This window comes from Bacillus sp. UNCCL81 (genome assembly GCF_900112535.1).
GTDB classification, from domain to species: domain Bacteria; phylum Bacillota; class Bacilli; order Bacillales; family Bacillaceae_G; genus Gottfriedia; species Gottfriedia luciferensis_B.
In genome coordinates, this window is sequence record NZ_FOMF01000011.1 from 19596 (window position 1) to 40628 (window position 21033).

Sequence of the window (21033 nt, forward strand, 5' to 3'; positions counted from 1 at the left end):
TAGAAACATTTTAATAAATGTTTTCGATAGACAAGAATTTACAAGTTCTAATGATTAAAAATTTTTTTTGTAAAATTTGAAAACGAGCTGAAGTTGAAATACAATAAACAACCGCTGACTTACAAATCTAAAACATATTTTGACATTTTTTAAGTAATTCAATGAATTTTTTGTCAATAAAAAAATCCCTCTTTTCAGATGAAAAGTAGGGATTCTTCACATTTAAGTGATTAATAACTTATAAAACTTTCTCAAGGAATAGCTTTGCACGATTTGTTTTTGGTTTTGTGAATAATTCGATCGGAGTTGCATCCTCAACTAGATTTCCTTCGTCTAAGAATAGAATTCGATCTGCAACTTCCTTTGCAAAACCCATTTCATGTGTAACGATGACCATTGTCATACCAGTATGTGCTAATGATTTCATTACTTCAAGTACTTCTTTTACCATCTCTGGATCTAAAGCTGAAGTTGGTTCATCAAATAGCATTACTTTAGGTTCCATTGCAAGTGCTCTTGCTATAGCGACACGTTGTTTTTGACCACCTGAAAGTTTAGGAGGATATACGTTTGCTTTTTCAAGAAGTCCAACTTTTTCAAGTAGTGCCTTTGCATTTTCTTCTGCCTTAGTTTTACTCATACCTTTTACATTAATCGGAGCATACGTAATATTTTCTAAAACTGTCATATGTGGGAACAAATGAAAATGCTGGAATACCATACCTACATCTTCACGAATTTTCATTATATTACATTTAGGATTCGTTACTTCAATTTCATCCATCCAAATTTCACCATTTGAAGGAGTTTCTAATAAATTCATACAACGTAAAAATGTAGACTTTCCAGAACCAGATGGGCCTATTACAGCAACAACAGATCCTTGCTCGATTGTAGTCGTTATTCCTTTTAATACATGAACATTACCAAAGCTTTTATTTAAATTAGTAATTTTAATCATTTGTACGCATTCTCCTTTCAACAGATTTACCTAGAAGTGATAGGATCATAATGATAATGTAATAGATTGCAGCTACAAAAATAAGTGGCTCCATAAATGAGTAAGTCTCTCCACCTACTAAGAAAGCTCTTCTCATTAAATCAGATGCACCAATTACTGTTACCATTGCTGATTCCTTCGTTAACGTAATAAACTCATTCATCAATGCTGGTAAAATATTTTTAAATGCTTGAGGTAAAATTATTTTTGACATCATTTTACGGTAAGGGATTCCTAAAGCTGAAGCAGCTTCTTGTTGACCTTTATCTACTGCTAGTATACCTGCACGGATAATCTCTGATACATAAGCTCCTGAATTCAAACCAAAAGCTAATACCGCTGCTGGAAACTTTTCGATATCGAATCCAATTAATTGTGGTAAACCATAATAAATGATCATTAATTGCAAAACCATCGGTGTTCCACGAAAAATGGAAGTATAAAAATCAGCTATTACAACTAACCATTTTGCACGGCTAATTTTCATTAATGCAAGTAAAATTGCTAAAACAAGACCTAATAAAATTGAACAAACAACCACTAATAGTGTTAATTTTAATCCGGCCAATATATATGGAATTGAAGGGACAATTTGAGAAAAATCTAAGTTCATATTGTAGTACTCCTTTACTATTTGTCTTTTAAATTGCAAAGTTCATTCGACAAAGTCTGTTTAGATAAAGAGCACTGGTTTAGAAACCAATGCCCTTTGTTTCATATAATTCATATCCAATGGATTGCTCATATTCTGTTAATGCTTCATCTAAGATTGCTAACCCATCATCGATTTGATTCTTCGTAACTGTTAATGGTGGAATCATTCGAATTACTTCACTGTTATTACCACAGAAGTAGAATAAAACACCTTTTTCCAAAGCAAGATCAAGAATTTTAAATAATCCATCACCGTTTGGTTCTTTTGTTGCTGGATTAATGATTTCAATGCCGATCATTAAACCAATTGAGCGAATGCTTCCAATTACCGGATGCTTTTCTTTTAATGCATTCAGTTTTTCTACTGCGTATGCTCCAACTACTCTCGTATTTTCTATAAGCTTTTCTTCTTTTATAATTTCTAAAACAGCCAATGCAGCTGAACAAGCGATTGGATTACCTCCAAATGTTGTTCCATGACTACCTAATGGCCACTGTTTCATTAGTTCATTTGATGCTACAGTAGCACTTAAAGGAATACCATTTGCAATCCCTTTTGCTATTGCCATAATATCTGGCGTTACATCAAAAGTATGTGCAGCAAACCAATTTCCTGTACGGCCAAATCCAGTTTGAACTTCATCAAAAATTAGTAAAATATTATTTTTATCACAGATTTCTCGTATTTTCTTTAACCATGCTTTAGGTGGTACTACATATCCACCTTCACCTAGAACTGGCTCTACAATAACTGCAGCTACTTCTTCTGGTGTTACTTGATGATTAAATAAACGTTTAAAATCTTTTTCTAATTGCTCTACTACATATTGTTCTTCATCATAACCTTCAGGGCATTCTGAAACATTTGCATAAGGTATTTGATATGATCCTGTTGGTTGTAAAAATTTTCGATACTTACTTTTTGAAGTCGTAACGCTTAATGCTCCCATAGAACGGCCATGGAAACAACCAATAAATGAAACAATATATGGACGCTTAGTAGCATGTTTAGCTAGCTTAATAGCACCTTCAATCGCTTCAGTTCCACTATTACCAAAAAAGAAAGTATCTAAGTTACCAGGAAGAATTTCAGCCAACTCATCTGCTAGCTTTAAAATCGATTCGTAAATAATAACCCCCGATGGACCATGTGCTAAAGAATCTGCGCCATCTTTAATTGCCTGTACTACTTTTGGATGACGATGTCCAACATTTGTAGTAGCAATGCCAGATGTAAAGTCTAAGTACTCTTTACCATCTACACCATAGTAGTAACAGCCTTCTTCCTTTACAACTGGTAAGTTTGGATGATCCTTAGCCATGCTTGGTGCAAGACGTAAAGGCATTTTTTCTAATAAGTGACTCCAATCTCTCTCCATCAATAATTCCTCCCCTGATTACAACAAAAACTTATCATTTCTATATTTTCCGTCATACCCTTAAGGTTTATCTTTTTACGATTAAAATCTTACGGATTACTTCAATTCACCGAACCATTTTTTAACTAATTTATCAACAGTTCCATCTTCTTTTAATTCTTTTAACGCTTTATCAAATTTAGGTGTTAATTTACTTCCTTTTGGAAGAGCTACTGCTGAACCAGATTGTTCAAAGAAATCTTGCATTAATTCACCTTGCATTTCAGGTAATTTATTTAGATAGCCACTAGCTACAGATTGTTCGATCACAACAGCATCAAATCTTCCAGCTTTTAATTCTTCTACCATCTCAGGAATACGGTTACGGTTTTCAACTTTAAACCCAACCTTTTTAGAAACTTCAATTGCTTTTGTCTCTTGAATTGAACCAGCTTGTACACCGACTGTTTTTCCTTTTAAATCTTCAACACTTTTAATATTTGAATCTTTATTTACAACTATTTCATTTTGATCTGTGAAATAAGGCTCAGTGAAATCTGCATTTTTCGCACGTTCAGGTGTCTTTTTCATACCTGCCATAATAAAATCTACTTTATCTGCATTCATCGCAGTAATTAATGAGGTAAAATCAATATCTTTTACTTTAATTGTGTATCCAGTTTTTTTACCAAGCGCTTTAGCTAAATCAACATCAAACCCAACGATTTTGTCATTTTTTGTGTCAATAAATTCATAAGGCTTATAATCCGCACTTGTTCCTAAGATTAAGGTTTTATCATCTGACTTGTTACAAGCAGATAACATTCCAATTGATAATGCTGATGCAGCTAAAACTCCGACTAATTTTTTCATTAATGCTTCCCCCTAATTTTTGTAAAATTCAAACTTCTTATATCCATTATCTTTTTTAGTATTCTATTAAACAACCATTTTTTTCGAATGAATAATTATTCTACAAAATGAATTTTAACACATACTAATAAATATGCAACTAGTTTTTTCAGCATTTCGACAAAAAAATTAGATATAGCTTAATTTTACAGGCATATTATAAAAAATATTTTTTTATTAATATTCATTATGTTTATATATTTATTCAATCGAGTGAATGAGAGTCCTATTATTAGACTTTTCAAATCTTTCAAAAACTTTTCGACAAATCTCGCAAATCACTACATTTTTCATGACCAAACACTTTAATTCCCCCAAATTTAAGCGTTTTCATACTTATTCATAAAAAAAACACCATGGTGGAAATGGTATTTTCATAAAAATGATTACATTATTCATTTATAAATTATTTTATTATATTAAAACTTCTTCTTCTATTACTACATTAATAACCTTATTTCCCTTATAATAAAAGGAATAATGATGATTTCGCTCGTTTTTTAATAGTATTGGAAGAAAATAAGGAATACACTCTCCTACTCCTTGATTTTTTTCATCTATTACCCAATCAATTTTTTTCCAATCTAAAATTCCTTCATCTGTTTTTAAAGGCGTATCATATTTTAAGCCATTAGAAACCTTAGCCAGAAATACATACATACCCCCGAAATCCACATCTTCTTCATGCCAAGTCACTTTACCTTTATAAGTTATATCTTTCAACTCAAGCTGAATTCCAGTTTCTTCTGCAATCTCTCTTTGAACGGATCTTTCGATTGTTTCCCCTTTTTCTATTTTTCCACCAACACCATTCCAAATTCCCATTGTAGGAGCATTTATACGATTTAACATTAATAGTTCATCATTTCGTTTGATAAAACATAAAGTATATTTTACAAATTCCCACTTACCTTTCAAGCATATTTGTAAATTTTATTCCTATTAATTATGGCATAATTTGCTATTAATTTGTTTGCAAAACAACTTTACTAATTATTTAGAATATTTTAAAATTTAGTTAATATATTAGTACTACAAAGGAGAGGTGTGTTGTGGATCAATCAAATATTATCGATATAAACCAATATAGAAAATTAAAAAAACATAAATTAGAATCCTTCGCTTTTCGAGTAAAATATGATGAAACGGCATATAAGGATGCATTATTATTATTAATTTTCACATGCTCATTAGCTGCATTATCTTTCTTTTTTATCTTTTATTTTATTTACAAAATAATTAACTAAAACGCTTTATTTAAACTCCAGTTTACATAATAATAATATTATGCACAAAAAAAGTACAAAAATTTATGGAATTCCCCCATAAATTTTTGTACTTTTTTATTTAAATTTCTTCACAAAATTGATCGAAGTAATTTTGAAGTTTTTGAATAACTTGCATTGGATCATGGCCTTCTATTTCATGACGCTCAACCATCGCTACAAGTTCACCGTCTTTTAAAAGTGCAAATGACGGAGATGAAGGTGCTTTACCAGTAAAATATTCACGAGCTTTCGCTGTAGCCTCTTTATCTTGCCCTGCAAACACAGTTACTAATTGGTCAGGTCTTGTATCGTAGTGCACTGAATGTGCTGCTGCAGGACGAGCAATACCACCAGCACAACCACATACTGAGTTTACCATTACAAGTGTAGTACCTTTCTTTTCTAATGCTTGTTCTACTTCCTCAGGTGTTTTTAACTCTGCATAACCAGCCGCTACGATTTCTTGACGTGCAGTATGGACAACATCATTCATAAAAAAATTAAAATTCATATTCATTTCATCTACTCCTTACATGCTTTTTTTCATCTTACCAATTTAGCGGCTATTAATTCAAGCTTTTGAACCTGCTAGTTATATTATTTCACGTGAATCTTATAATACCTTAATTATTCATTCACTAACTCTACGATTACATTCGGTAAATGAGCTAAAGTAGATATGGCGTATTGGTAATCTTCATTTAATTCTTCGACAACTCGTATGACAGTTACGAATGGATTTTTTATGACAAACTGATCAATCTTTTCCACATCTCCTGCAATAAATAAAACTTTAGCATCAATTTTATTTTTTAATCCGATTGAATGTAATGTGGATAAAACATTTTTCATTAGCTCTTCTTCTTGCTCACTAGCACCTTCTAATATTACACAGTCCCAACTTAATAACTTAAGCTGATCAAAAAGAAGTTCGTCCATATCTCTCCCTCCATATCGCTTGTTTATACAATATATGAGGAAAAGAACGAAAGCATACTTTATTAGTATGAAATGAAAAAACTCTAATTGTTAACTTTCTCCAATACCGAAAACCAATAATAAAAAAGAAAACAAAACAAATATTACGCTTGTTATTGATAAGAAGCTGAAAAAAATAAAAGGAATATGCCAGTGTATATAGTCTTCTTTGAGTTTAACACAGAGAATAGTAGTAGAAACAAAAAAGAACGCTTTAAAAGCGTTCTTTTAAGAATTAACAGTTAACTTTGTATCCGATTCAACCTTGACTACTTTTCTTTTTTGAAAAAGTCTATTTACAAAAAACATCATTGGAAAACTGATAAAAGCGATTGCACTAATAATAACAAATCCACGGCCGCCATTTTCATACCCGAAGTAAGCTAATAAACTTCCACCAAGCGCTGGACCGAAAACGAAACCGAGTTTTGAGAATCCCATTGCTCCGAAATAAGTTCCCTTTAATTCTTCAGGAGCAAGCTGATCGACAAATACATCTGTAAATGTAAATGCAAATATTTCTCCTACAGTTAACACAATCATTACGATTGCTAATAAGAAAAAGTTAGTAAATAACCCAAATCCAGCAACAGCTAAACTAACAATCACATTACCAATCATCATAGATACAGTAGGTGAAAAATTCTTCATTCTACTTACAATTGGGAATTGAAGTATTACTACAGTTACTGCATTGATTGTAGTTAAATATGCATACAGTTTAACGCCATTATGAAACTGTGGTGCATTCGCAAAATATTGAGACATTGTTGAAAAGCTTTGTGAATAACCAAGACCATAGAAACAGATTGTTAAAATCGTTAAAGCAAAGATAATATCCTTACGTAAAATTGAAAACGATGCCTTCATTGAAACTTTGTTTGTCGAAGCAGACTTTCCTTCTCCAATTTTATACTTTGATAACATAAATAATAATGTTAAACCATAAAAAAAGTACACAATTCCAGATAATACAAATGGCAATGTGCTTTTTGAGCTTCCTAGATATAAACCAACTAAAGGACCTACTGCAACCCCAACATTAATAGCGGCATACCGCAAATTAAACACTAACAGTTTTGATTTCTCGTCGGTTAAATCAGAAAGTAATGCCCTTGAAGAAGGTTCGAAAAATGATGAACAAATATTTAAGATCGAGTTCAGCACAAAAAACCAGGCAAATGAATTTCCTAGTCCAAAACCAACTAATGTAATAGACCATAAAAAAATACTCGATAATAAAATAGTTTTCCTTCCAATACGATCAGAAAGAGTTCCTCCAATAAAACTGAAAAACACCCCTAAAAAAGCTGAAACTGTTAACATGAGCCCAACCATTGCAGGTGAGATATGTTTAACTGAAGTTAAATAAATAGCTAAAAACGGCATACTTACTGTGCTAGCAAATCTAACGAATAAAGTTCCAATAACGATATTCCAAGCAACAGGATGTACGGCAGATAAATTTTTAAACATCTTATCCCCCCTATTTCTCTAAGATGTCACATATTTGTAAATTATCTTACAAATGTTACAGTTTGTAAAGGTTTTAGTTTATGGGGCAAAATGTAAACTGGAGGTTAAGTAAGGGAAAATAGTATAGCATGTAGGCATGGAAAAATGGGTTAAAGAGAAAAGGAATAGCATGCTACTCCTTAATTTTTTTCAAATTTCGATAGAGATTGTCTTTTAATATAGCCATGAATCGGTTTTTACTATTATCAATCACTTCAAAGCCGTACTTGCGATATAAGTTGTGAGCGTCCCTTGTTTTAAGCATGAATGTTCGCACAGTTGATAGTTTTTCATAACCCATGATTACTTCCATTAACCATTTTGATAAGCCTTGTTTACGATATTCTGGGAGAATAAATACGTCTGCTAAATAAGCAAATGTGACGCCATCTGATACTACTCTTGCGAAGCCTACTTGGGTTGGATCACTTTCTTCTGGATTACCCTTGTAAACACCAAAACAGAATGAACCTTTAATAAATCGATCAATATATTCATAAGGAATTTCATTTGCCCAATATGAATCTTTGTCTAAAAAGTTATAAATAACTTCTCTGTTTAATAATTCTTTATTCGTGGATATGTAATAGCCATTTTGTTCAACTAGCATGAATTCCACTCCTTTTAAAAAATACTGAATTTTATGACCATTAAATTTTATCACAAATCACTAACAAAGGGTTATTTTTAATTTAGGGATAGAAGACTCACATCTACTCCTTTTATTATTGAAAAAATAACTGTGTTAATTACTTTGAACATAGTTGAGGGGGTATCTCGGTGGTGTTTTTCTTTTTAAATAATTTTATGTGGCCATTTTTATAGATTTTAGCGTAATTCAAGACTATTTTTGTTCATAGGAGAAAGAATTTAGAATAAACTTGCTAGTTTTCTAAATAAATGGGTCAATTTTTTACTAAAATACTCCAACCGGTATGGGTAATTTCTCATTTTATTTGTGATAGCAACAGATTTAATTGCGGATTTGCAAATTTTAATTGCGGTTTTGGTAATTTTATTTGCAGTTTTACTAATTTTAATTGCAGATTCCCTATTTTTATTTGCACCTTGCTTTATTTGCAGTTCCCCTATTTTTTAAATCTAGATTGCACATCGCACAACGATTTTTATTTTCACATTATACAAAATATCATAAAAAAAGAGGTCGCCCTTAAGACAACCTCTTTTCTTTATAAATTAATATACGTTCGTATTTTCTTTTGTTGTATTTTCTAGGATTTCTTTTACTCTTCCTAAGAATTTACCACAAATGAAGCCGTCTAGTACACGGTGATCAAGTGATAAGCATAGGTTAACCATATCGCGAACACCAATCATTCCGTTTACAACAGCTGGACGTTTTACGATGCTTTCAATTTGTAAAATTGCAGCTTGTGGGTAGTTAATGATACCCGCGCTTTGAACACTACCAAATGATCCAGTGTTATTTACTGTGAATGTGCCACCTTGCATTTCGTCTGATTTTAATTTACCAGTACGAACTTTTGTAGCTAATTCAGTAATTTCACGTGCGATACCTTTGATTGTTTTCTCATCAGCATTTTTAATAACTGGAACAAATAATGCATCGTCTGTTGCAACAGCGATCGATAAGTTAATATCTTTCTTTTGGATGATTTTGTCTCCAGCCCACATTGAATTAATCATTGGGTATTCTTTAAGTGCTTGCGCTACAGCTTTAACAAAGAATGCGAAGAATGTTAAAGAGAAACCTTCTTTTTTCTTGAAAGAATCTTTAAGGCTGTTTCTGTAATTAACTAAGTTTGTAACATCTACTTCGATCATCATCCAAGCATGTGGAGCTTCATGTTTACTACGTAACATATTTGAAGCAATTGCTTTACGTACACCTGTAACTGGAATTTCAATATCACCAACTGCTGTTGGGATAACAGGTGCAGGTGCTGCAGCAGGTGCTTTAGCTACTTGAGCAGCAGGAGCAGTTTGTGCTACAACTGGTTGAGTAGGAGCTTCAACTGCAACAGGTGCTGGTGCCGCTTGAGGTACACCATTTGCGATTGCATTTAAAACGTCTTTTCGAGTAACTCGACCATTATTTCCTGAACCAGGAATTAATGAAAGATCAAGATTATTTTCTTGTGCTAAACGAAGTACAGCTGGAGAATAACGTACTTTACCAGACTCATCAGTTTTAGCAATAGTTTGAACCGGTGCAGCAGCTACAGGAGTTTGTGCTGGTGCTACAGGTGCAGCTTTTTCAACTGGTTTAGTTTCTTCGATTGTAGTAGCAGCTACTTCACCAGCAGCTCCTTCAACTTCAATCGTACAAATGATTTCACCAACAGCTAAAGTTTCCCCTTCATTTGCGATTAATTCTTTAATCACACCAGAAAATGAAGATGGTACTTCAGCATTAACTTTATCTGTCATAACTTCTGCAAGTGGATCGTATTTATTTACACGATCTCCTACTTTTACTAACCAAGTACTGATTGTACCCTCAGTTACACTTTCACCTAATTGAGGCATTTTAATATTTTCGATCATCATTATGTCCCCCTTTTTCAAACAGTGCCATTAAAATGCTGCAAGTTCTCTAGCCGCTTTTTCTACTTTATCTGGATTAACCATGAAGAATTTTTCCATTGTAGGAGAATAAGGCATTGCCGGAACATCAGGGCCAGCAAGGCGTGCGATTGGCGCATCTAATTCAAATAAGCAATTTTCAGCAATAATAGCTGCAACTTCACTCATGATACTTCCTTCTTTATTATCTTCAGTTACTAATAAAACTTTTCCTGTTTTAGAAGCAGCTTCGATAATAGATTCTTTATCTAATGGATAAATTGTACGTAAGTCTAAAACATGTACAGAAATACCATCTTGAGCTAATTTTTCAGCAGCTTGAAGAGCAAAATGTACACATAGTCCGTAAGTGATGATTGTGATATCTTCACCTTCACGTTTTACATCAGCTTTCCCAATTGGAAGTACATAATCAGTTTCAGGTACTTCACCTTTAATTAAACGATAAGCACGTTTATGCTCAAAGAAAATTACTGGGTCATTATCACGAATTGCTGCTTTTAATAAACCTTTTACATCATAAGGTGTAGATGGCATTACAATTTTTAATCCTGGTTGACCTGCAAATACCTTCTCAACAGATTGAGAGTGATAAAGTGCACCGTGTACACCGCCTCCATAAGGAGCACGAATCGTAATAGGACAAGTCCAGTCATTGTTTGAACGATAACGAATTCTTGAAGCCTCAGAAATAATTTGGTTTACTGCAGGCATAATGAAATCAGCAAATTGCATTTCAGCTACTGGTCTAAGTCCGTACATTGCAGCACCAATACCAACACCCGCAATTGCAGATTCTGCTAGTGGTGTATCTAATACACGATCCTCACCAAATTGATCATATAGACCATGAGTCGCTTTAAATACTCCACCTTTTAATCCAACGTCTTCCCCTAATACAAATACCTTTGGATCGCGTTCCATTTCCTCTTTTAACGCTAAAGTTACTGCATCTATATAAGACATTACTGCCATATTGTCCTACCCCCTCTTATTCTTCGTAAACAAACTTCAATGCATGCTCAGCTGCTGCATATGGAGCGTTTTCTGCGTAGTCAGTTGCTTCATCAACAATCGCACGAATTTTTGTATCGATTTCTTTTTCTAATTCTTCTGTTAACACACCAACTTCATGAAGGTATTTAGCAAATGTAAATAAGCAATCTTTGCTTTTTGCTTCTTCTACTTCTTCACGAGAACGGTAGATACGATCATCATCATCACTAGAGTGTGCAGTTAATCGATAAGATACAGCTTCGATTAATGTTGGACCTTCTCCACGACGAGCACGGTCAACTGCTTCTTTTGTTACACGATAAACTTCTAAAGGATCATTTCCATCAACAGTGAAACCAGGCATGCCGTATCCAATTGCACGATCAGATACTTTTTCACATGCTAATTGCTTCTCAATCGGTACTGAGATCGCATATTTGTTATTTTCACACATGAAAATTACTGGTAACTTATGTACACCAGCAAAGTTTGCGCCTTCATGGAAATCACCTTGGTTAGAAGAACCTTCACCAAATGAAACCCAAGAGACAATATCTTTACCTTCCATTTTTGCAGCTAGAGATACACCTACAGCGTGAGGTACTTGAGTTGTAACTGGAGATGAACCAGTAACGATACGATTTTTCTTTTGACCAAAATGACCTGGCATTTGACGTCCACCAGAGTTTGGATCTTCTGCTTTTGCAAAACCAGAAAGCATTAATTCTTTTGCTGTCATTCCAAATTGTAAAACTACACCCATATCACGGTAATATGGTAATACGTAATCTTTTGTATTGTCTAATGCATACGCTGATCCAACTTGAGCTGCTTCTTGACCTTGACAAGAAATAACGAACGGAATTTTACCAGCACGATTTAATAACCACATACGCTCATCAATACGACGTGCCATTAGCATTGTTTCATACATACTAAGAACGTCATCATTTGATAGACCAAGCTGTTCATGACGGTTTGAAGTTGTAACCTTTTCCATAAATATCCCCCTTTTACCACATACATGTGTGGAAGCGTTTTAAATCATTATAGTGATGAAATGTAGAGATTTGCTCTCTACATTTCAATTTTTTAAATTAAGAGTGAATTGCTAATCCTTCTACAGCAAGTGCTGCTTCACCAATAGCTTCAGATAATGAAGGATGTGGATGAATTGTATGAGAAATTTCCCATGCAGTTGCATCTAATACTCGTGCTAAACCTGCTTCTGAGATCATATCCGTTACATGAGGTCCAATCATATGAACACCAAGAAGATCATTCGTCTCTTCATCAACAATTATTTTAACAAATCCATCTTGCTCACCGTAAACTAAAGCTTTACCAATTGCACGGAATGAGAATTTTCCTTTTTTAACTTTATAACCTTTTTCTTTTGCTTCACGCTCAGTTAAGCCAACAGATGCAACTTCTGGATTACTATAAACACACTTACTAACCATTGTTGGATCTAATGGAAGAGGTGAATTTCCTACAATATGCTCAACTGCAATTGTACCTTCTCTTGAAGCAACATGTGCTAATTGTAAACCACCAATAACATCACCAATCGCATAAATATGTGATTCTTTAGTTTGGTAATTGGCATTTGTTTGAATAAAACCATTTTCAACTACGATGTCAGTATTTTCTAATCCGATTCCTTCAACATTCGCTTGACGGCCAACAGATACTAACATTTTTTCAGCAGTGAAAGATTTCTCAGTATCTTTATGAAGCGCATTAATTCTAACGCCATTATCGATTACTAAAGTTTCAGCTAAAACTTTTGCATCAGTAACTAATTTAATCCCTTTTTTCTTTAATAATCTAGTCATTTCTTTAGAAATTTCTTCGTCTTCTAAAGGTAAAATAGTTTTACTGTACTCGATTACTGTTACCTCAACACCAAAATCTGCTAACATAGAAGCCCACTCAATACCGATTACACCGCCACCAACGATAATAATTGACTCAGGAAGTGTCTCCATTTTTAAGGCCTCGTCAGATGACATTACATGCTCACCATCAATAGTTAATCCAGGTAAAGATTTTGGTCTTGAACCAGTTGCAACTAATACGTTCTTTGGAATTAGCATTTCGTTTTCGCTACCATCATTCATTTCTACTGAAATTGTTCCTGGCATTGGAGAAAAGATTGAAGGTCCTAAAATACGTCCTAAACCATTGTATACATCAATTTTCCCTTGTTTCATTAAGTGTTCAACACCTTTATGAAGCCCGGCAACGATATTTTCTTTTCTTTGTTGTACTTTGCTAAAGTTTAATGTTACGCCTGATGTTTCAACACCAAACTCTTCACTTTTCTTAGCAGTTGAAAAAACTTCTGCACTACGTAATAATGCTTTACTTGGGATACAGCCTGCATGTAAGCAAGTTCCACCAAGTTTATTTTTTTCTACTACCGCTACTTTTAATCCTAATTGAGAAGCACGAATAGCAGCTACATAGCCGCCTGTACCGCCACCGAGTACGACTAAATCATATTCTGTTGCCATGATGAAATTCTCCTCACATTTATACTAAAGATTTAACTGCAAATTCTCCAGGGTAGATTTTTGCTTCTTCTTCTTCTCGAAGTACGCGAAGTGCACCTTCACAAAGAGCTTGAAGTTCATTTTCACCTGGTAAAACAATTACACGTGCCATCCACTTAACTCTTTTAGTTATTTCATTAACAATAAAATCACTATAAGCAATTCCACCTGTTAATATAATTGCATCAATATTACCTTCAAGAACAGCTGCCGCACTTCCAATTTCTTTTGCGACTTGGTAAGCCATTGCTTCATATACTAATGCAGCTTTTTCGTCACCGTCTTCAATCATGTTTTCAACTTTAATTGCATCAGCTGTTCCAAGATAACTAACTAAACCACCTTGACCAACCATCATTTTTTGTACTTCGTTAACATAGTAGTCACCAGAGTAACAAAGTTTTATTAGATCACCAATTGGTACAGTTCCTGCTCGCTCTGGACTAAAAGGTCCTTCACCATCTAAACCGTTATTTACGTCAATTACGCGTCCTTTTTTATGAGCACCAACACTCACACCTCCACCCATATGGGCGATAATAAGGTTTAAATCGTTATATGACTGTTCTAACTGTTTTGATACTTTTCGTGCGACAGCTTTTTGGTTTAAAGCATGGAAAACACTTCTTCTTTCCATAAGTGATTGTCCGCTGATTCTTGCAACTGGATGTAATTCATCTACAACTACTGGATCAACGATAAATGCTGGAATGTTTAATCCTTGTGCAATCTCATTAGCAATAATTCCACCAAGATTTGAAGCATGCTGACCACTATAACCAATTTTCAAATCTTCTAACATGATTTCATTTACTGCATAAGTTCCACCTTCGATTGGTCTTAGCAGTCCACCTCGACCACATACAGCACTTAATTTAGAAATGTTAATGCCTTCTTTGTGTAATACCTCTAAAATAACATTTTTTCTAAATTCATATTGATCAATTATTGTTTTGTATTTATTTAATTCTTCATCGTCATGGCGTATTGTTTGTTCAAAAATTGGTTTTTCATCATCAAATACACCAACCTTTGTGGATGTGCTGCCAGGATTAATTACTAAAATACGATGCATTGTCAACACTCTCCCTTCTAAGTTTACCTTACCTTTATAACTAGAAAGAAAGAGGTACTATTACTTCCCTCTTTCTTTCCACCTAAAAAATAAAGGAATTTTAATTAAATTTTATTTGGTCAATTATCTTCTGCTTAAGATGTTGTGACCATTTGATAAGAATTGGCTACGAGATTTAGCCATTGTAGCAATACGCTCTTCAGCTAAACGGTCTGCAGCTAAATAAGTTGGAATACCGTCACGTTTTGAAATTTCAATAACTTTTGCAATGTTATCGTATAAGCCTTCAACTTTTTTCATTGCACGGTCATAGTTGTATCCGTATAACTCATCAGCAACGTTAATTACTCCACCAGAATTGATTACATAGTCAGGAGCATAAACGATACCTAATTCATGGATTAAATCACCATGACGAGTTTCTTTTAATTGGTTATTTGCAGAACCTGCAATAACTCTTGCTTTTAATTGTGGGATTGTTTTATCGTTAATTGTTGCACCTAATGCACATGGTGCATAAATATCACATTCTACTCCGTAAATATCATCTGGATCTACTGCTGTAGCACCAAATGCTTCTACTGCACGTTGTACAGCTTCTTTATTAATATCCGTTACGATTAATTGAGCACCTTCTTCATGTAAGTACTCGCAAAGGCTGTAAGCAACATTACCAACACCTTGGATTGCAATTTTTTTACCTTCTAAGCTGTCAGTTCCAAATGCTTCTTTTGCAGCAGCTTTCATACCACGGTAAACACCAAATGCAGTAACTGGAGATGGATTACCTGAAGAACCGAATGATGGTGAGATACCAGTTACATAATCAGTTTCTTCGTGGATTAAATCCATATCTGCAACAGTAGTACCTACGTCCTCAGCAGTAATGTATCGACCATTTAAGCCTTGGATATAACGACCAAATGCACGGAACATCGCTTCGTTTTTATCTTTACGTGGATCACCGATGATTACAGTTTTTCCTCCACCTAAGTTTAAGCCAGCAGCAGCATTTTTATAAGTCATACCTTTTGCTAAACGTAGAGCATCTTCAATTGCAGCTTCTTCTGATTCGTAAGTCCACATTCTTGTTCCACCTAAAGCTGGACCTAATGTAGTATCGTGGATCGCAATAATTGCTTTTAATCCTGATTCTTTATCTTGGCAGAAAACAACTTGCTCATAGTCATAAGTTTCTAAGTATTTGAAGATTTCCATGTAATAACAGCTCCCTTAAAATGTGTAAGTTTAGTTTTTAGAATTACATATAGCTAATGCTAATGAATATAATTTTGTCATTGCAGAGTCAGAACGCGATGTTAAAACAATCGGTGCCTTTGCTCCAGCAATAAGTGCAGCCACTTCTGAGTTAGCCATAAAGACTAAAGATTTATATAAAATATTTCCAGTTTCTATTGTAGGTACTAATAAAATATCAGCTTGCCCAGCAACTTCTCCAGTTAAGCCTTTATGTTTAGCTGCTTCAACAGAAATGGCATTATCAAGCGCTAATGGTCCATCAACAATACAATTTTTAATTTGTCCTCTTGTATTCATGACAGTTAGTGTTGCTGCATCTAGTGTTGCTTGCATTGCAGGATTTACTACTTCAACAGCTGCCAGTACAGCAACTTTAGGGGTTTCTATTCCTACTTTCCTTGCAATTTCAACACTGTTTTCAATAATTTTCACCTTTTGATCTAACGTAGGTGCTATGTTCATCGCAGCATCTGTTACGATTACTGCATTTTCTCTACCTGGTACGTCGAATATTGCAACATGTGATAAAACACTTTTATCTCTTAAACCATATTCTTTGTTCAATACTTCTTTTAGAAGAACTGAAGATGAAAGATTACCTTTCATTACAATTGAAGCTTCACCAGAGCGAACAGCTACAACTGCATTTTTAGCAGCCTCTTTGTTTGAATGAGAATGAACAATTTTTAGTCTTTCTGCAAATTGTTCGTTTTTTAATAATTCTTCATACATTTCATAGATCGCTTGCTCGTTTCCGAAAAGTAAAAAGTTTGCTAAATCATTGTCTAATGCAAATGAAACTGCTTCTTTTACTTCGAAGTCCTCAGCAACAGCTACAGCAACAGTTTGCCTAGAATGATTTTTCGCACGTAACATTATATCTGTTAAATTCATTGAAAGCCCTTCCTTTCATCCCCCTGCACTATATAAAGCAATTTGCGTGCCAACTTTTAAAAAAGGATAAAACTATTTTAAAAATAGTTGAAAAGCCTTACATTACCAACAATCTAGTACCAGGTACTAGTAACACCAATAAATCTATTCTACAACAATATTTTGAAAAATGACAGTAATTGTATGCAAAAATATTCATAGCACGCAAATTATTGCGTGCTATTTTTTGCAGTGTGGTATTTTTCCAATTTATAATACAAATTCCTTACTGATATTCCAAGCTCTTTTGCTGACCTTGTTTTATTGCCATTATTTTTCATTAATATCTTTTCAATAATTTCACCTTCATAATTGGTAACCATTTCATCAAGGGAGCTTATCTCTTCAGTATGAACTTCGTTATGATGAACAGATTGTTCTTGCTTAACTTGCACAATCGCTGATAAATGTTCGGGTAGGATTTGTTTTTCATTAAATTTCATAAATATAACAGCTCTTCCTAGCACATTTTCTAATTCCCTAACATTACCAGGCCAATTGTAACTTTTTAATTTATTTAAAGCTGATAATGAGATTCCCTCAACATTTCGACCGTAGTCTTGATTGATTTTTGCTAATAATCTTTCGCCAATCGGTAAAATATCTTCAATTCGATCCTTTAGTGCAGGAATAATAATAGGAAGTTTATTTAATCGATAATAAAGATCTTCTCGAAACTTTCCTTCAATGATTGCTTCCTCCAGGTGAACATTCGTCGCAGCAATCACTCGCACATTTATAGGAATAGACTTTGTCCCACCAACGCGTCTTATTTCTTTCTCTTGTAGGACCCTTAATAGTTTGGCTTGCATCGCAGGTGATAATTCTCCAATTTCATCTAAGAAAATACTACCATTATTAGCTTCCTCAAAAAGTCCTCTTTTCCCACCACGTTTTGCACCAGAAAAAGCACCTTCTTCATAACCAAATAATTCACTTTCCAATAAAGTTTCAGAAATCGCAGCACAATTCACTCGAACGAATTTATTATATTTGCGATCGCTTTCATTATGAATCGCATGAGCAAACAATTCTTTACCTGTTCCGGATTCTCCACGAAGTAATACGGTAGCAGGAGTGCTCGCAGCTAATTTCGCCTGCATGATCGCTAATTGAATACCTTCAGATTCACCTGCAATATCCTCGAAAGAGTACTTTGCCTCTAATGTTCTAATAATTTGGCGTGCTCTATGTAGCTCATTTGTTAACTGTGAAATTTCAGATACATCATGGATTACTCCAACACTACCTTTTAGTTTCCCGTCAACGATTACAGGGGCCACATTAACTAGGACATCACGATTTTGCTTCCCGACTTTCATTCGATGTCCACGAACTGCTTGTTTTGTTTTCAACACTTTTAAATGCACACTTTCCCCTTCAGCAATATCAATCGTTGCATGTTTACCAATAACTTGTTCACTTGATAATCCAGTCAGTCTTGTGTATGCCGGATTAATAATAATTCCATTTCCTTTTTCATCTACAACTGAAATTGCTTCATCCGAACTTTGAATGACTGCTTCAAGCATGCTATAAACTTCTTTTAAATTTGTAACCTCTTCTGCTAAATCGATTACCTCAGTATCATCTTTAAAAACAGAAATTGCTCCTTCAAGTTCACCATCTTCTCGAAAGATTGGAATTCGAGTCGTAAAAATCTTACTTCCATTAATTAAAATATGCTCTTGATTAATTTCCTTCTTTTTCGTTTGAAGAACGCGAGGTAATTTACTAGTCGGGACAACATCCAATATATACCTACCAATCGCAGCATCTTTATCAGTATGTAACATTCTTTCTGCAGAGCGATTAAATAAAAGAATTTTTCCCCATTTATCAACCACAATCATCCCATCATGAGTGTTGTCCAAAATGAGTTCTTGTTGTCTTTTTTTATTATCAATTAAATTAAAAAGTGATTCTTTTTCTTGAACAAGATCAGATATCATTTTTGCAACAGAACCTGGGATTACTAAAGTATTCTTAGATTTATACTCGATTAATTCCTGGTAAATGGTTTCATCTCCAGTGGTATTTATGACAACATCAATCTCTTCGTTTAAATTAGATTTCCAATCCTTTAGTATTGGAATGTGTAAGCTTTTAGCAAATTCTAAACCTTTAGCCTCTTTTATCATATCTACTACTGCAACAACATGAAATAAATCAGAATGTGTTAGAAGCTTTAATACAGCTGTGCCTCCTGTTCCCATTCCAACGATCATTACGTTTTGTTTCATCTTAGTTCACCTACTAATTTCAACAAATTATTAAACACATTAGACTATTATATATATAAAGTCATTCTTTCGTCTATTTCAAATGTTTTATATGTCTTGACAACACTATCCTTGTATAAGATTATGAAGAAAGAGAATTACGTAAATTTATTGTTACTTTTATCGGAGGAATTAATAAACATGAAAGAATCATTTACACGTATGTTAGCATTCGTTGTGATTGTTGTACCAATAGCTTTAGCAGTTATCGGAATTAAATTACTTCGTGATACGGTATTTCTAATCCATTCTTTTGGTATTCCAAATCTTCCATTACAATTATTAATCGGGCTTATTTCATTAGGGGTCGGTTTTTATTTAGTCGGAAGCTTTGTATTATTTAGAGATCGTAAACGAAACAAAGTTCAAGGCAGATTTTTAAAAAGATAATTTTTGTCGGAGTATAACTTAGGTCTCATTAAAACCAAAAGATAAATAACAAAACAAAAAAAGTGCTTATGAGAGCACTTTTTTTATTTACTAAGAAGTTGACTTCTAACTTGGAAAGCTAGTTCTGGATAGTCAGTAATAATCGCTGTACAATTGACTTCAAATAATCGTTTCATAACAGCTGGTTCATTAATTGTATATGGTCTTACGGCTATGTGATGTTCGATAGTTTCTTCGATTTGTTCATCAGTAATAATGCGATAATTAGGATGAATTGCCTTTGCTTTATAATCTTCAGCAATCTTCCACGGTTCTTTACTTCTTCTATTAAATAGAACTGCTGTTTCAATATCCGGTGCCATTAAGTGGAACTTAAGCATACTTTTATGATTAAAGGAAGATAAAACGATTCTTTTTTCAAATTCATATGAACGGATTAAATTTATTACTCGTTCCTCAAGTCCATGGTATTCAATTTTATCATTTTTTAATTCAACATTGATACTAAAGTTATTTCCTTTTGCCCATTCAAATACTTCTTTTAAGGTTGGAATTGTGCACCCCTTGAATTGGCGTTTAAATCGATAACTTGCATCAAATTGCTTTAATTCAGCTAAAGTATAGTCTTTAACAAAACCCTTACCATTCGTTGTACGATTTATTGTTTCATCATGAATGACAACGATTTCACCATCTTTTGATAAGTGTACATCTAACTCTATGCCGTCTGCTCCTAAATCTTCACATGCCATAAAAGAAACCATTGTATTTTCTGGGTAGGTTCCTGCAGCACCTCTATGACCAATAATATCAACCACTCAAATTCCCCCCTTGTTGAGAAAATATGTACTTTCTTCTTTTTCTTATTGTATACTAATTTTACGAAACTAAGGAGGATTATTATGCGACCATTGCAAATTTCGCCTGAGACGGCAATTTTACTTTCTAAGAAATTAAACGTTCCTTTAGAACAAATTATGCATATGCCACAGCATATATTAATGAAAAAGTTGATGGAATTGGATTTGTCTAAAGGCGAAGAAGCTTCAGAGGATCACGAATCTAAATAGTATATCAGTGTAAATAAAGAAGGCAGAAGTAGTTTTTCTACTTCTTTTTTTATGCACCTTTTTTATTAATTCTAATCTTAAATTACATTTTTATGTAAAATTGTACAAATAATTAACAATTATGAGCTAATTTTAATTTAAACTTCCTTTCATATTAATTAGTTTTCAAGTAAAATGTAATGTATTGTGTATATTTTATAACGAATAGTATTTATG

At 33.7% G+C, this 21033-nt stretch carries 21 protein-coding genes; 3 read left to right on the forward strand and 18 right to left on the reverse strand.

Features of this window, described 5'->3' with window-relative positions; genetic code table 11:
- Positions 1–238 precede the first annotated feature (238 nt).
- From BM319_RS19885 to BM319_RS19905, 5 genes are all read right to left on the reverse strand, one after another.
- Positions 239–961 carry an amino acid ABC transporter ATP-binding protein gene (locus tag BM319_RS19885; protein ID WP_069034048.1) on the reverse strand — a complete coding sequence of 241 codons (723 nt, stop codon included), beginning with the start codon at positions 959–961 and terminating at the stop codon, positions 239–241.
- Entirely contained in the window at positions 954–1613 is a 660-nt protein-coding gene (locus BM319_RS19890; RefSeq protein WP_069034049.1) for an amino acid ABC transporter permease, read from the reverse strand. Before BM319_RS19890 ends, BM319_RS19885 begins: the two co-directional genes overlap by 8 nt.
- A gap of 79 nt (positions 1614–1692) precedes the next feature.
- Positions 1693–3033, reverse strand: a complete 1341-nt coding sequence (locus BM319_RS19895) for an aspartate aminotransferase family protein (RefSeq protein ID WP_091024370.1) — start codon at positions 3031–3033, stop codon at positions 1693–1695.
- 96 nt (positions 3034–3129) lie between these two features.
- The gene (locus BM319_RS19900; protein WP_069034051.1) at positions 3130–3885 is read right to left on the reverse strand and encodes a transporter substrate-binding domain-containing protein; all 756 of its coding nucleotides are present in this window, start codon (positions 3883–3885) and stop codon (positions 3130–3132) included.
- A gap of 453 nt (positions 3886–4338) precedes the next feature.
- Positions 4339–4842 carry an NUDIX hydrolase gene (locus BM319_RS19905; protein WP_286143844.1) on the reverse strand — a complete coding sequence of 168 codons (504 nt, stop codon included), beginning with the start codon at positions 4840–4842 and terminating at the stop codon, positions 4339–4341.
- Positions 4843–4976: 134 nt separating this feature from the next.
- On the opposite strand from BM319_RS19905, the gene BM319_RS19910 reads away from it, so the two are divergent.
- The gene (locus BM319_RS19910) at positions 4977–5171 is read left to right on the forward strand and encodes a hypothetical protein (protein WP_091024372.1); all 195 of its coding nucleotides are present in this window, start codon (positions 4977–4979) and stop codon (positions 5169–5171) included.
- A 100-nt stretch (positions 5172–5271) separates the two neighbouring features.
- On the opposite strand, the gene BM319_RS19915 is transcribed toward BM319_RS19910, so the two are convergent.
- The 12 genes from BM319_RS19915 to BM319_RS19970 all read right to left on the reverse strand — a co-directional run bounded on the left by BM319_RS19915 (position 5272) and on the right by BM319_RS19970 (position 19318).
- Positions 5272–5709: a BrxA/BrxB family bacilliredoxin gene (locus BM319_RS19915; RefSeq protein ID WP_025671100.1), complete on the reverse strand. Its 438-nt coding sequence runs from the start codon at positions 5707–5709 to the stop codon at positions 5272–5274.
- A 110-nt stretch (positions 5710–5819) separates the two neighbouring features.
- Positions 5820–6131 (reverse strand): hypothetical protein, encoded by a 312-nt coding sequence (locus BM319_RS19920; protein WP_069034053.1) that lies wholly within the window; start codon positions 6129–6131, stop codon positions 5820–5822.
- Positions 6132–6398: 267 nt separating this feature from the next.
- Positions 6399–7646, reverse strand: coding sequence for an MDR family MFS transporter (locus BM319_RS19925; protein ID WP_091024374.1), 1248 nt, complete (start codon positions 7644–7646; stop codon positions 6399–6401).
- 172 nt (positions 7647–7818) lie between these two features.
- A complete protein-coding gene (locus BM319_RS19930) occupies positions 7819–8295 on the reverse strand; it encodes a GNAT family N-acetyltransferase (RefSeq protein WP_069034055.1) in 477 nt (158 codons plus the stop codon).
- Positions 8296–8882: 587 nt separating this feature from the next.
- Complete coding sequence (locus BM319_RS19935; RefSeq protein ID WP_069034056.1) at positions 8883–10217, reverse strand: dihydrolipoamide acetyltransferase family protein; 1335 nt, start codon at positions 10215–10217, stop codon at positions 8883–8885.
- Positions 10218–10244: 27 nt separating this feature from the next.
- Entirely contained in the window at positions 10245–11228 is a 984-nt protein-coding gene (locus tag BM319_RS19940; RefSeq protein WP_025671106.1) for an alpha-ketoacid dehydrogenase subunit beta, read from the reverse strand.
- 16 nt (positions 11229–11244) lie between these two features.
- Entirely contained in the window at positions 11245–12249 is a 1005-nt protein-coding gene (locus tag BM319_RS19945; RefSeq protein ID WP_069034057.1) for a thiamine pyrophosphate-dependent dehydrogenase E1 component subunit alpha, read from the reverse strand.
- Positions 12250–12346: 97 nt separating this feature from the next.
- The gene (gene lpdA, locus BM319_RS19950) at positions 12347–13768 is read right to left on the reverse strand and encodes a dihydrolipoyl dehydrogenase (RefSeq protein ID WP_069034058.1); all 1422 of its coding nucleotides are present in this window, start codon (positions 13766–13768) and stop codon (positions 12347–12349) included.
- 19 nt (positions 13769–13787) lie between these two features.
- Positions 13788–14888, reverse strand: coding sequence for a butyrate kinase (gene buk, locus BM319_RS19955; protein WP_175495656.1), 1101 nt, complete (start codon positions 14886–14888; stop codon positions 13788–13790).
- Between the two features lie 117 nt (positions 14889–15005).
- Positions 15006–16100: a branched-chain amino acid dehydrogenase gene (gene bcd / locus BM319_RS19960; protein ID WP_056475213.1), complete on the reverse strand. Its 1095-nt coding sequence runs from the start codon at positions 16098–16100 to the stop codon at positions 15006–15008.
- Positions 16101–16130: 30 nt separating this feature from the next.
- A complete protein-coding gene (yqiS, locus tag BM319_RS19965; protein ID WP_091024378.1) occupies positions 16131–17036 on the reverse strand; it encodes a phosphate butyryltransferase in 906 nt (301 codons plus the stop codon).
- A gap of 209 nt (positions 17037–17245) precedes the next feature.
- Complete coding sequence (locus BM319_RS19970; RefSeq protein ID WP_091024380.1) at positions 17246–19318, reverse strand: sigma 54-interacting transcriptional regulator; 2073 nt, start codon at positions 19316–19318, stop codon at positions 17246–17248.
- A 180-nt stretch (positions 19319–19498) separates the two neighbouring features.
- Here BM319_RS19970 and BM319_RS19975 point away from each other — a divergent pair, with 180 nt between their 5' ends.
- A complete protein-coding gene (locus BM319_RS19975) occupies positions 19499–19747 on the forward strand; it encodes a DUF2627 domain-containing protein (RefSeq protein ID WP_091024382.1) in 249 nt (82 codons plus the stop codon).
- 83 nt (positions 19748–19830) lie between these two features.
- Here the strand turns inward: BM319_RS19975 and BM319_RS19980 are convergent, their stop codons facing one another.
- Positions 19831–20565, reverse strand: coding sequence for a glycerophosphodiester phosphodiesterase (locus tag BM319_RS19980; protein ID WP_286143849.1), 735 nt, complete (start codon positions 20563–20565; stop codon positions 19831–19833).
- Between the two features lie 84 nt (positions 20566–20649).
- On the opposite strand from BM319_RS19980, the gene BM319_RS19985 reads away from it, so the two are divergent.
- Positions 20650–20817: a YycC family protein gene (locus BM319_RS19985; RefSeq protein WP_069034063.1), complete on the forward strand. Its 168-nt coding sequence runs from the start codon at positions 20650–20652 to the stop codon at positions 20815–20817.
- Positions 20818–21033: the final 216 nt, after the last annotated feature.